The sequence below is a fragment of the Faecalicatena faecalis genome (genome assembly GCF_012524165.2).
Lineage (GTDB): Bacteria > Bacillota > Clostridia > Lachnospirales > Lachnospiraceae > Faecalicatena_A > Faecalicatena_A faecalis.
Map to the genome: position 1 here is coordinate 67,616 of NZ_JABACJ020000023.1, position 12,635 is coordinate 80,250.

Annotated in this window: 15 protein-coding genes and 1 pseudogene; 9 read left to right on the plus strand and 7 right to left on the minus strand. The window is 46.5% G+C overall.

Annotated features, from left to right (window positions below):
* Positions 1-79: 79 nt before the first annotated feature.
* The gene (locus tag HGO97_RS18805; protein WP_066733233.1) at positions 80-613 is read left to right on the plus strand and encodes an ImmA/IrrE family metallo-endopeptidase; all 534 of its coding nucleotides are present in this window, start codon (positions 80-82) and stop codon (positions 611-613) included.
* A gap of 41 nt (positions 614-654) precedes the next feature.
* Here HGO97_RS18805 and HGO97_RS24460 read toward each other — a convergent pair.
* Positions 655-894 (minus strand): annotated as a pseudogene (locus tag HGO97_RS24460) (winged helix-turn-helix transcriptional regulator); the annotation flags it as partial.
* 278 nt (positions 895-1,172) lie between these two features.
* Between HGO97_RS24460 and HGO97_RS18815 the strand changes: the two are divergent.
* From HGO97_RS18815 to HGO97_RS18825, 3 genes are all read left to right on the plus strand, one after another.
* Positions 1,173-1,694 (plus strand): AAA family ATPase, encoded by a 522-nt coding sequence (locus HGO97_RS18815; RefSeq protein ID WP_013702081.1) that lies wholly within the window; start codon positions 1,173-1,175, stop codon positions 1,692-1,694.
* Positions 1,695-2,056: 362 nt separating this feature from the next.
* A complete protein-coding gene (tet(W), locus tag HGO97_RS18820; protein ID WP_216244436.1) occupies positions 2,057-3,976 on the plus strand; it encodes a tetracycline resistance ribosomal protection protein Tet(W) in 1,920 nt (639 codons plus the stop codon).
* 348 nt (positions 3,977-4,324) lie between these two features.
* Positions 4,325-4,693, plus strand: coding sequence for a hypothetical protein (locus tag HGO97_RS18825; protein ID WP_142691874.1), 369 nt, complete (start codon positions 4,325-4,327; stop codon positions 4,691-4,693).
* Positions 4,694-4,853: 160 nt separating this feature from the next.
* Here the strand turns inward: HGO97_RS18825 and HGO97_RS18830 are convergent, their stop codons facing one another.
* The 6 genes from HGO97_RS18830 to HGO97_RS18855 form a co-directional block, all read right to left on the minus strand.
* Complete coding sequence (locus HGO97_RS18830) at positions 4,854-6,365, minus strand: recombinase family protein (RefSeq protein ID WP_007215987.1); 1,512 nt, start codon at positions 6,363-6,365, stop codon at positions 4,854-4,856.
* 90 nt (positions 6,366-6,455) lie between these two features.
* Positions 6,456-6,671 carry a hypothetical protein gene (locus HGO97_RS18835; protein ID WP_007215986.1) on the minus strand — a complete coding sequence of 72 codons (216 nt, stop codon included), beginning with the start codon at positions 6,669-6,671 and terminating at the stop codon, positions 6,456-6,458.
* Positions 6,655-7,599 carry a MobV family relaxase gene (gene mobV / locus HGO97_RS18840; RefSeq protein WP_007215985.1) on the minus strand — a complete coding sequence of 315 codons (945 nt, stop codon included), beginning with the start codon at positions 7,597-7,599 and terminating at the stop codon, positions 6,655-6,657. The genes HGO97_RS18835 and mobV overlap by 17 nt, the downstream gene beginning before the upstream one ends.
* A gap of 183 nt (positions 7,600-7,782) precedes the next feature.
* On the minus strand, positions 7,783-8,178 hold the full coding sequence (locus tag HGO97_RS18845) for a replication initiator protein A (RefSeq protein WP_007215984.1): 396 nt from the start codon (positions 8,176-8,178) through the stop codon (positions 7,783-7,785).
* A 110-nt stretch (positions 8,179-8,288) separates the two neighbouring features.
* Positions 8,289-8,702, minus strand: a complete 414-nt coding sequence (locus HGO97_RS18850; protein ID WP_007215983.1) for a cysteine-rich VLP domain-containing protein — start codon at positions 8,700-8,702, stop codon at positions 8,289-8,291.
* Entirely contained in the window at positions 8,692-9,006 is a 315-nt protein-coding gene (locus HGO97_RS18855; RefSeq protein ID WP_007834094.1) for a hypothetical protein, read from the minus strand. The genes HGO97_RS18850 and HGO97_RS18855 overlap by 11 nt, the downstream gene beginning before the upstream one ends.
* A gap of 166 nt (positions 9,007-9,172) precedes the next feature.
* Between HGO97_RS18855 and HGO97_RS18860 the strand changes: the two genes are divergently transcribed.
* The 5 genes from HGO97_RS18860 (at position 9,173) to HGO97_RS18880 (ending at position 12,453) form a co-directional block, all read left to right on the plus strand.
* Complete coding sequence (locus HGO97_RS18860; protein WP_007834095.1) at positions 9,173-9,973, plus strand: helix-turn-helix domain-containing protein; 801 nt, start codon at positions 9,173-9,175, stop codon at positions 9,971-9,973.
* Between the two features lie 20 nt (positions 9,974-9,993).
* Positions 9,994-10,692 (plus strand): GNAT family N-acetyltransferase, encoded by a 699-nt coding sequence (locus HGO97_RS18865; protein ID WP_138262554.1) that lies wholly within the window; start codon positions 9,994-9,996, stop codon positions 10,690-10,692.
* 151 nt (positions 10,693-10,843) lie between these two features.
* Positions 10,844-11,389, plus strand: coding sequence for an AAA family ATPase (locus HGO97_RS18870; RefSeq protein WP_131779266.1), 546 nt, complete (start codon positions 10,844-10,846; stop codon positions 11,387-11,389).
* Positions 11,390-11,485: 96 nt separating this feature from the next.
* The gene (locus HGO97_RS18875) at positions 11,486-12,217 is read left to right on the plus strand and encodes a class I SAM-dependent methyltransferase (protein WP_022582627.1); all 732 of its coding nucleotides are present in this window, start codon (positions 11,486-11,488) and stop codon (positions 12,215-12,217) included.
* A gap of 44 nt (positions 12,218-12,261) precedes the next feature.
* Positions 12,262-12,453 (plus strand): aspartate/glutamate racemase family protein, encoded by a 192-nt coding sequence (locus tag HGO97_RS18880; RefSeq protein WP_370751961.1) that lies wholly within the window; start codon positions 12,262-12,264, stop codon positions 12,451-12,453.
* Positions 12,454-12,635 lie beyond the last annotated feature (182 nt).

Consider the following 12,635-nt stretch of genomic DNA (forward strand, 5'->3'; position numbering starts at 1 on the left):
AATATATGGGACACATAATAGTTTATAATTTATTATAGGGTAAATATCCGATATACTATAATATGGGAGGTGAGCCGGATTGGGGTATTACACTACGGCTGAGATTGTGAAAATCGTAAACAAGCTCATCGACCGCTGTGGCACTCGTGACCCATACAAGGTCGCAAAAGAGCTTGGTATCAATATAATCTACCGGAATTTTGACAAGCAGCGTGGAGCATACAAGGTTATTCTGAAGAACCGCTTTGTTTTCCTTAAAAACGGTATGCACCCGGTCGTGGAACAGATAGTGCTATGGCACGAAATCGGGCACGATGTTCTACACAGGCAAGAAGCTGTTGCTGTCGGCGGGTTCAAAGAGTTCAACATCTTTGATATGAGAGAAAACCGTATGGAGTATGAAGCAAACATCTTCGCTTCTCAAGCTTCGCTACCGGACGACACCATTTTGGAATACATTGAAAACGGCTATGACATTCAGCAGATTGCACGGGCAATGAGTTCCGACATAAACCTGATTGCTCTGAAAGTGGATACGCTGATTGCACAGGGCTATCAACTTCGCAAACAGGAACACCAAAACGATTTTCTTAAATACAATCACAAAATGTAAGACCGTCAAGTCTCGAATGTTGAGATTTGACGGTCTTTTCGTTATTTATTACATTTTTCTTTATAATCTTCGCCCCAACTCCACATAGCGTCGAGAATAGGTTTCAAGCTTTGTCCCAATTCTGTCAGAGAGTATTCTACTCTCGGCGGAACTTCAGCATACACTTTTCGATTAACGAGTCCGTTTTCTTCCATATCACGAAGCTGAGCAGTCAAAACCTTTTGAGAAACGCTGCCGATTGATTTTTTTAATTCACCGAAACGCTTTGTACCCGGCAGTAATGCTCATGTACGGTAAAGAAGCAAGCAACCGAAAACAAGAGATAGACCGCCAGCACTACACTATTCCGAACCAAAGACCAAAAGATAAGCATTGTGGGAAAATCTAAACTTTTGGATTCTCCTACAATGCCGACTACGGCGGAATCCCTCCCACTCCTTATATCTTTCTTTCCGTATACATTGAATTTGTATTTAGTAAATGCTATAATGTCCCTATTCAAATTATAAATGTGTTGAATTAGTTACATGTACATATTTTTTGTACCGGAGGAAGTGAAATGAATCCAAAAATTTATCTCATTACAGGCTTAATGGCTTCTGGAAAATCTACAGTTTCCGATTTACTGGCAAAATCAATAGAAAAATGCGTCCATCTTCGTGGTGATGTGTTCCGAAAAATGATTATTACAGGCAGAGAAAATATGTCAGCTACCCCATCAGCGGAAGCAGTCCGCCAGCTGTACCTTCGATACAAATTGACTGCTGATGCGGCAAAGTCATACTTTGACAACGGCTTTTCTGTAGTGATCCAAGATAACTACTACGGTGATGAATTAAATCGAATGATAAATTATCTGCATAAATACCCTGTTGAGGTTGTCGTTCTTTGTCCAGATGTGGAAACAATAAAAGAAAGGGAACGATACAGGGAGAAAACAGGCTATTCCGGCTTTACGGTTGAAACCTTATACGATACATTTATGCAGACAACACCACGGATCGGCTTTTGGCTGGACAATTCCAACCAAACACCACAGCAGACAGCAGAAACCATTCTGAACGCCAGGAAGCCGGTATGATTGTTACATATAAGGGGAAGAAAAATTTCTTTTAGGTACTTGCTTTCCTAAAACTGATGTGATATAATAGTTTCATTCCAGAAAAGGAGTAAAAAATATGCGGCAAGGTATTCTTAAATAAAACTATAATCAAATAGTGGGAACAAAGGATTATGATAGTTCCTTTTGTGGGGGCTTGATTTTTTGTACCCAATTTAAGAATACTTTTGCCTTATCAATTTTGACATATCCAAAAAAACAGCAGTCACAAATAGGTGTATGCTGTATATGTGTATGTCCGCAAATTATAATCCCCAGTGGTAAAAGTATTTTACTGCTGGGGATTTTTGTGCCCTTTCGGGCTGTAAAAGGAGGACAATCACATGAAAATAATCAATATTGGCATTCTTGCCCACGTAGACGCAGGAAAAACAACATTGACGGAAAGTCTGCTATACACCAGTGGAGCGATTGCGGAACAGGGAAACGTGGATAAAGGGACTACAAGAACAGACACTATGATTTTGGAACAGCAGCGGGGAATTACCATTCAGACAGCAGTTACTTCTTTTTGCTGGAATGATTATAAAATCAATATTGTGGACACTCCCGGTCATATGGATTTTTTAACCGAAGCATACCGTGCTTTATCTGTCCTTGACGGAGCTGTTTTAGTCATTTCGGCAAAAGACGGCGTACAGGCACAGACGCGTATATTATTCCATGCGCTTCAGAAAATGAACATTCCCACCGTTATCTTTATCAACAAGATCGACCAGGCTGGCGTTGATTTGCAGAGCGTGGTTCAGTCTGTTCGGGATAAGCTCTCCGCCGATATTATCATCAAGCAGACGGTGTCGCTGTCCCCGGAAATAGTCCTGGAGGAAAATACCGACATAGAAGCATGGGATGCGGTCATCGAAAATAACGATAAATTATTGGAAAAGTATATCGCAGGAGAACCAATCAGCCGGGAAAAACTTGTGCGGGAGGAACAGCGGCGGGTTCAAGACGCCTCCCTGTTCCCGGTCTATTATGGCAGCGCCAAAAAGGGCCTTGGCATTCAACCGTTGATGGATGCGGTGACAGGGCTGTTCCAACCGATTGGGGAACAGGGGAGCGCCGCCCTATGCGGCAGCGTTTTCAAGGTGGAGTATACAGATTGCGGCCAGCGGCGTGTCTATCTACGGCTATACAGCGGAACGCTGCGCCTGCGGGATACGGTGGCCCTGGCCGGGAGAGAAAAGCTGAAAATCACAGAGATGCGTATTCCATCCAAAGGGGAAATTGTTCGGACAGACACCGCTTATCCGGGTGAAATTGTTATCCTTCCCAGCGACAGCGTGAGGTTAAACGATGTATTAGGGGACCCAACCCGGCTCCCTCGTAAAAGGTGGCGTGAGGACCCCCTCCCCATGCTGCGGACGTCGATTGCGCCGAAAACGGCAGCGCAAAGAGAACGGCTGCTGGACGCTCTTACGCAACTTGCGGATACTGACCCGCTTTTGCGCTGCGAGGTGGATTCCATCACCCATGAGATCATTCTTTCTTTTTTGGGCCGGGTGCAGTTGGAGGTTGTTTCCGCTTTGCTGTCGGAAAAATACAAGCTTGAAACAGTGGTAAAGGAACCCACCGTCATTTATATGGAGCGGCCGCTCAAAGCAGCCAGCCACACCATCCATATCGAGGTGCCGCCCAACCCGTTTTGGGCATCCATCGGACTGTCTGTTACACCACTCCCGCTTGGCTCCGGTGTACAATACGAGAGCCGGGTTTCGCTGGGATACTTGAACCAGAGTTTTCAAAACGCTGTCAGGGATGGTATCCGTTACGGGCTGGAGCAGGGCTTGTTCGGCTGGAACGTAACGGACTGTAAGATTTGCTTTGAATACGGGCTTTATTACAGTCCGGTCAGCACGCCGGCGGACTTCCGCTCATTGGCCCCGATTGTATTGGAACAGGCATTGAAGGAATCAGGGACGCAACTGCTGGAACCTTATCTCTCCTTCACCCTCTATGCGCCCCGGGAATATCTTTCCAGGGCTTATCATGATGCACCGAAATACTGTGCCACCATCGAAACGGTCCAGGTAAAAAAGGATGAAGTTGTCTTTACTGGCGAGATTCCCGCCCGCTGTATACAGGCATACCGTACTGATCTGGCCTTTTACACCAACGGGCAGAGCGTATGCCTTACAGAACTGAAAGGGTATCAGGCCGCTGTCGGCAAGCCAGTCATCCAGCCCCGCCGTCCAAACAGCCGTTTGGATAAGGTGCGCCATATGTTCAGTAAGATTCCTTGATACGCCACAGCAAGGATGGTTATTGCATTTCCCTGCCTTTCGTGGTAAAATGTAGTTGTAAACCACCAGAGAAAACAACAACCCTGCTACCCCCCGTTATCACCACCGATAACAATTTGATAACAGCCCATCGTATAGGGCTGGATAATATGGACACATCAAATAATCAAAAAAATGAGGTATCAAATTTATGAAGCAAAATCCGTTAAATATGATGCCCAACAACGATTTTGAATAATGTACTTGATGGCTACTCAAACGAGCAGCCATCTTTTTCTTGACAAAATAGTTTTCCTTGTGTATAATGGGCATAGCACCTATCCCCATAAATATTTTAAGGAGGTCTCTATGGCACGAGTTTATTCAAATTACTCTGAGGAAGAAATTTTATTGCTTCAACGAGAAAGCGAAAAAATGGGATTAAGTTTATCTGCATATCAAAAGTACAGAACCTTGTTATCTTTGACCGATAACAACACCATTGATATTGCAGACTTAATTTCAAAAATGAAAGACACTCTTTCTGCAAAGAAAGAAGGCGATGTTTTTATAGTATCGTCACTAGTCCCTAATGAATGGGTATCATTATCAAGGTCCGAAAAGAATACACTTTCTAAAGCACTAAAAAAGATTGTAGATGAGAACCCCAAAGCATACCAAGTTAACGATGTTTTACCGGGAAAAATCAATCAATACATCGTCTTAGGAGGTCAATAATGAAAAGTAATGATATGATAAATTTGATTATCGATGTTGAGAAAAATCAGCACGGTATCACTCAGTTATACCCCTCACGAATACATTATTTTCAGAGAACAAAAGTACAGTTTACAAGGGACTACACAGGGTAACGGTCTGACGGGAGGATTACCGCCCGTCAGATTTTCCATGTAATGTTCAAGCTGTCGCTTGTGGCGGCAACGGTGGTAATCATCAAATCCACCACCCGCCGCTTGTCGTCAAAGGATACATCGTCCCATGTGTCGAGGTAGCCGGAAATCTGGTTGACCTGTCCCGGGCTGATGGTTTCCACCGTCAGCTCGGCTATCTGCTTCACAAGTTCCTGCTTGCGCCCGTCCAGTTCCGCTATCTTCACATTCACATAGGAGAGCAGGACATTGTTCGCGCCCGTCAGACTGTCCACCAGCTTTTCAATCTCGCTGTCCACATGGAGAAGCTCTACTTGCAGGGCGGCGATTTTGGGATTGGCCTTTGCCGCTTTCTTCCTGCCCGTCAGCGTCTTGTGCTTTTCCAGCTTCTTCACCATCTGCTGGTAAACCACCGCTTCCAGTTCGGAAGTGATGATTTTCCCACAGCCCGGACAGCTTTTATTGTCCAGCCGTTTCGTACAGCGGAGATATTGCCTGCCGGACGGATTGAAGATACTCATAAGCGCATATCCGCAGTTCCCGCACTTGATTTTCCCCGCCAGCCATGTGTGGGTGGCTTTTCGGGCGGACTGGATTTTCATGTTGTTCATCAGCTTCTTGCGGCAAGCCAGCCATATATCCGCCGGAACAATGCCCTCATGGGGAGCCAGCACCAGCATTTGGTCTTTCAAGTCGTTTTTCTTGCTGGGCTTCACATCCCGCCCCTGATACAGATAACAGCCGTTTGTCCCCGTAAAGTCGGCGGCGTCATTGACGATAACCGTACCCTGGCTTTTGAAAAATTCGTACACATCCAAGTCCGCCTGCACATAGACGGGATTGCGTAACATCTGCGCCAGTGTGGGGCGTATCAGTTCCTTGCCGTAGAACAAAATCCCCTGTTCGGCAAAGTACCGGGTAATGTCCCCGTAAGAGGTTGTGGGCTGGGCGTACATCTCAAATATCAGCCGGATATTGGCCGCTTCGTCCGGGTTTACCACCAGCTTCTTTGTGTTGATACCGTCCATTTTGATAGGCTCGGTGTGGAAGCCGTAAGGGGCTTTCCCGCCCATCTTGAAGCCCCGCTGACTGCGGGAGTAGTAAGCGTCTGTCACCCGCTTCTGTATCGTTTCCCGTTCAAGCTGGGCGAACACGATACAGATATTCAGCATAGCCCGCCCCATCGGGGTGGAGGTATCAAACTTCTCCGTAGAGGACACAAACTCCACATCGTACTGCTGGAACAGTTCCATCATGTTGGCAAAGTCCAGAATGGAACGGCTGATACGGTCAAGTTTGTAAACAATGACCTTTGCAATCAAGCCCCGCTTAATATCCCGCACCAGTTCCTGAAACTTCGGGCGGTCTGTGTTCTTGCCGCTGTACCCTTTGTCTGTGTATTCCTTACAGTTCCCGCCTTTCAATTCGTATTTGCAAAACTCAATCTGGCTTTCAATGGAAATGCTGTCCTTTTTGTCTACCGATTGCCTTGCATAGATCGCGTCTATCCTGTTATTCATTTTGTCGCTCCTTTTCTTAAAAAGAAACGGAGCTGCTGACAGTTCTATTATACCGCCAGCAGCCCCGCAAATCAACGATGGCTTCGGGATTTATGCCCCGGCTTCCTCTTTCTGCCGCTTATCGGCATATTTGCGGAACACCTCATAAAGCTGCTGCTCCAGTTCCCGGCGTTTGGTCGCTTCCTGCTCCGGCGTGAACACCGGGGAGAGGTTTTCCAGCGTGATTTCCTTTCCCTGAAAAGTCACGACTTCTGTTTCCTTTTTGTATCTGATATTGTTACTTATAAAATCACCTTTCCTTTCCATACTGCCGCTGCTGCCGTTTCAGTTCCGCCAGTATATCCGGCGGGATACGGTCAACCAGCCTTTGCATATCGTGCAGTTCGCTTTCCAGCTTTGCCCGCTCCATGCGGTCTTTGATTTTGCCGCTCTCGCTGGCTCTGGCTCGTGCTTCCAGCTTCTCATTTTCTGCCAGCAGGTCATTGATTGTGACCTTGTACTTTTTCAACTGCCCGGAGAAATTCTCCATCTGCGGGAACCACTTTTTCAGCATGGAGAGGGCTTCCTCTTTTTTCTTTCCGGCGTTCAGCGGGTTAATGCCGTCCAGTGTGGCTTCAATGGCTCTTGCCTGCCGGGAGAGGGAAACCGCCTGTTTGAAAAGCCGGGTGGGGATATGCTTCCGGCCTGTCTTGCTGGCGCTTTCCCCACGCTCCAAGTCGGGATATTTCTCCACCATGTAGGCGTGAAAATCATCCTGCCACTTCGTCAGGTTTGCCCGGTTGCCGATAATCTCCTTAGCGCACAGGCGGTTGTCCTTTGTCAGCGGAACAAAGGTCAAATGCAGGTGGGGCGTTTTCTCGTCCATGTGTACCACCGCCGACACGATATTTTCCCGCCCTACCCGGTGGGTGAGGAAATCCGCCGCCCTCTGGAAAAACGCCTGTATCTCCTTTGGGGATTTCCCCTTGAAAAACTCCGGGCTGGCGGTTATCAGCGTATCGACAAACCGTGTGCTGTCCTTGCGGGTTCGGCACCCGGCCTGCTCAATCCGGCTCTGAATGAAGTGGTAATAGCGTCCCTCCGGCTTGACGATATGGAAGTTGTATTTGCTCCGGCTGGTGTCAATATCAGGGTTGCTGGCGTATTGGTCTTTCTGCCGTTCGTGATGGGCTTCCAGCGGCCTTGCCGGGTTGCCCTTGTGCTTCTCAAAACGCAAAATTGCGTGCTGTGCCATTCTGCTCCTTTCCCCATTCCTTTCCTATCCGGGGTTTTCCACAGGGAAAATCCCGCAGAAAATAGCTCGGATAGGATTGGAATGGATAGAATATAAATCAATCTTTTTAATCTTTGTATTTCTATATACCGTCCGGTTTTCGTACTTCTCAGGAGTGATTTCCGTACTTCATGGGTACGGTTTTCAGCCCTCCGGCGTACCAGAACGGGATTTCTTGAAGTCGGTGTTCGGAACCGCTTCATAGGATTTTGGGAAAATGCGGTTGGGTTTTCCACAGCCCTGCTTCTGGATCTCCACCAGTCCGGCATATTGCAGTTCCCGCATGGTATTTACCGCTTTCTGCCGCCCACAGCGGAGCAGGTCAACTACCTCGCAGATGGGATAGTACAGGTAAATCCGCCCGTACTCGTCCGCCCACCCATTCTTGCGGGATAACTCTGTCCGGCGCAGGATAAAGGCGTACAACACCTTTGCCTCGTTGGACAGGGGCTTGAATGTAGGGGCTTCAAAGAGAAAATTCGGGAGCCGGGTGAAGCTGAACGCCTGTTCCGGCTGGTGAATGTAAATCGTGTTTGTCATATCGTGTTTTGTGGACGGTTAGAAGCCCGTTTTCCGGGGCGGGCGATACTTTATACCACCTGCCCCGGTTTGGGGCCTGCGAAGCCTTATAAATCAAGGCTTTTCCGCTCCTAACTGTCCACAGCAGACCTCCTTTTCCGTTCACTTTCTGTTTTCTGCCGCCTGTGAACTCTGGCGGCGCAGTCCGGGCAGTATTTAGCCCGGTTGGATTTGGGGACGAACACGCCGCCGCAAACCGCACAGCGTTTCATGTCCTTATCCCGGAAAATCTCCGCTTTCAGCGTCCCGTCCAGCGGCAAGACCGCCCAGCGGAACCACTTACAGCAGACCGAGAAAGAAACCGTCTGCGGGCAGGTGCAGGCGTCCCCATCGTCAAGGACAATGCAGTTGCCGTCCTCACAGCAACAGCACTCCCGGCGTATCAGGCTGGCCGCCTGTTTCTTCTGCGCCGGTGTCATGCGGTAAAGGGAACCGTCCGGCCTGCGTTCCAGCGGCGGCAAGTCTTTATAGGGGTTATCTCTCATGCGTTCCCTCCATTTTGCTTTCCATTGCCGTTCTCCCCGAAAAGGTTTCCTGCCTCGTCGTCGCAAGCTGCGTATCGCTCGTTTCGCCGCAAGCGGCAAAACTCACTCGCTCCGCTGCTCCTCCTCTTCCCACAAAGCCATGCGGCTTTGCGGGGGCCCCGACAATAGCGGCGTATTCCGGCGTTGGCACGCTCCCCGCAGCTTCGGGACGTTTTGTCCCGAAGTGACCTCTGGACAAAGTGTCCAAAAGTCCGGCTCCTGGCGGTGCTTCCCCAGCCGTGGTATTCTCTTTTCGGACGGTCATTCTGTTTTCAAGGTGCTGTCCATCGATGAACTACCCTAAGTCTACACGAAAAAAATGCAAATCCCGGCTTTTTGCGAGAATTGCATTTTGATGAAGTTTACACTTTGGAAATTGCATTTTTGCAATTATCTTGTATAATGGAAGTATGCGGAGGAGGTGCGTGTCTATGGCTTTACCCGGAACACCCGGACAGCGGATTTCCGATTTATGCAACGGGAACCACATCACACAAAAGGAACTTGCGGAGAAGATAGGCGTTTCCGCTTCCCAATTGAGCCGCATTGTCAGCGGCGAAACAAGAACGGTAAGCAGTGATATTCTCATAGGTGTGGCAAAGGAATTTAAGGTATCGACAGACTACATACTGGGCTTGTCTACCGTGAGCGTCCGTAAAAGTTACGATATTTCTGAATTAGGCTTGTCAGAGGGGGCCGTGAGGGGGCTTGTGACGGGTGCTGTTGATGTGCAAATCCTCAACCGTCTGTTGGAACACAGGAATTTTCCCAAGCTGATAGATTTGATACGGATTTATTTTCAGGATACGGCGGCAAAGGGCATAACAGCAAGAAACCAGCTTATCGAGATGGCAACGGCTTCCCTGTCCGACCTGATGAAAGAACACCCGGAACACCGGGCAGAAGCGAAGCAGGATTTACAGCTTTTGAACGCCCAAAAGATGGGGGAACATGAAGCGGAGATTGAAAAAATCAAAAATGTGTTCCTGGCTATCCTGCGGGACATTAAGAAAGACATAGACAACGGGGAACAGCCGGGAGAAGCTGTGACCGCCGCTATGTTCCAAGCCATGCGGGACGCACTGGCGGAACAGAAACAAAAACCGCTTTCCATTGACGATGTAACGGCGATGATAGCCGGACAGATTGGACAGCTTGCGCCGATGGACGAGGAAACCGCCGACCTGTTTCAGCGGTTAGTAAAGAAAATGATTGAACAGGCAGAGAAATAAATGTAGGAGAATATTAGAAAATGGGAAAAAGCAACTCGTACTATATGCAGCTTCATGTAGAAGCACTGTTTACAATGAATGAAAAGAACGAACTTATGACTATAAGGGAACCATGGGACTCCACTTCACAGCCGGCTCCCCGCTTCTATTTGACAAGACCACTTTACGAAAAACCACATACTTATTTTCGTGCTGACGTACCGAAAGAATTAAGAGAAAAACTACAATCAATTACCAACAGAGAGCCAGTACTGATGCTGCCGAATGAATCACCTATTTATGATAAAGAATATCGGCAACTATTAGGAGAAAGTAAGATTTCAGAAGATGCTTGTTTTTGGCTTCCTGAACAGCCAAAGTTAAAAGCCTGCTTACTCACTAAAGACAACATTGAGCCTCAGATGAGCCACTATTTTCCCTGGCTACCTGAAGAGTTGCTGGATGTTCCCTTTTGCGCTGCTTATTTGGAAGATTCTCAAGTCGTATCTATTTGTCGTAGTGTTCGGATTATTCTTGAGGCAGAGGAAGCGGGAATTGAAACGGCTGAACTTTACAGAAGAAAAGGGTATGCATTCCACACACTTGCAGAATGGGCAGAAGCAGTTAGACGAAATGGTAGTATTCCTTTGTATAGTGCGTCCACTTCTAACTTAGCCTCTTTAGGTTTAGCAAAAAAGGCAGGCGGCATTTTCTTTGGTAACGGTTTTTGCGTTTGCTGATTTATGGTTTTGGGGTATAATAAACTGTTTGAAGAAGAAAAGAAGCGGCTAAAATAGATTGCGGAGAAGTTGGACTTGCCGAAAAATCCAAACCCACAGCGGGGACGGAAAAAGAAATAGAGAACAGCAAATCGAAATAGGAGGAGTGAAAATGAACCAAGGAAGAATTATTGTGATTACAGGTTCGCCGGGAACAGGAAAGACAACAACTGCGTCGATTGTCGCAAAAGAATCGAACATGGATAAATCTGTGCATATGCACACAGACGACTTTTTCCATTATTTAAGCAAAGGAGCAATACCGCCGCATTTACCAGAGTCCAACGAACAAAATTTAGTTGTTATTGAAGCCTTTTTAGAAGCTGCGAAGCGATATGCTCGTGGCGGATATGATGTAATTGTAGATGGGATTGTCGGGCCATGGTTTTTGGAGCCATGGAAAGCTCTTGTTCGGGAACATTATGAGGTGCATTATATTATTTTAAGGGCAAGTAAGGAAGAAACCTTAAAGCGGGCTGTTGAACGCTCAAAGTTAGACCGAAAAACAAATATCGAATTGGTAGAAACAATGTGGGAGCAATTTTGCAATCTGGGAATATATGAATCGAATGTTGTAGATACGACCAATTATTCCATTCAAGAAACTGTTTCCGCAGTACAAGAAAAAATCGCAAGTAGGGCAGCATTGTTGTCTTAGATTGTTTTGGTGCAATTCCCATTTATCGAGCAGATGAAGTTGGGGAGCCGCCTGGAGGCGGCGGTGCCGAAGGATAAAATAGGAGATGTTAAGGTTATGAATAATGAATACGATAATGAGAAGTTTTTTGAAGAATATGCAAAGATGTCCCGCAGTAAAGAGGGGTTAAAAGCTGCTGGTGAATGGCATCAATTAAAACCTTTGTTTCCTTCGTTAGAAGGAAAATCTGTTCTTGACTTGGGGTGCGGATATGGCTGGCACTGCAAGTTCGCAGAAGAACAAGGAGCTACAAAAATATTAGGGATCGATTTAAGTAAGAAAATGATTGAGGAAGCCCAAAAGCGCAATTCAGGAAATCAAATTGAATATCGTATTAGCGGATTAGAGGAATATGACTATCCAGAAAATGAATGGGATTGTGTTATATCTAATTTAGCTCTGCACTATATAGAGGACATAGTGGAAATATTTCAAAAAGTGTATAGGACATTAAAACCAGGTGGAATTTTTCTTTTTAATATCGAACACCCTGTTTTTACCGCAGGAGTTGGGCAGGATTGGATTTATACAGATGATGGGAAACCGCAATATTGGGCGATTGATAATTACTTTATAACAGGAGAACGAAATACACATTTTTTAGGATGTGATGTAGTAAAACAACATCACACACTTACACAGATTATAATGGGATTGCTGAACAATGGGTTTGAGCTTAAAGTTGTAGAGGAAGCAGAACCGCCTAAAGAGATGATGGATATTCCGGGTATGGAAGATGAACTTCGCCGCCCGATGATGTTACTTGTAAAGGCGATAGCGAAAAAATAATATCTCTATTAGGAAAACTGATATACCCCAATTTAGAGAATGGCATAGTAATTCCTAGTGATAAAGAGAAAATGATTGCACTGGCAAATAAATACATTGAAAAAGAAAATGTAGATGCACTCATTCTCGCCTGTACGGAGCTGCCACTTGCCATAAAGCCCGAAGATGTTAATGTGCCAATCGTGAATACAACCCAAGTACATATCAATGCAATTTACCAATATGCAATTCGATAAAAATAGCAAAGCCAGCCGAGCCAGTCAACGGTCAAGATGAACGGCGCATTTCATGCGCCGCCGTTGACAGCCCCGCCCGTCTTTGCTAAAGGGTAATCAAGGCGGGAAAGCCCTAAAATGGCTTCACACCTATTTCAATAATTGGAGGAGATAAAAATGAGATCAGAAAAGGAAGTTTATGA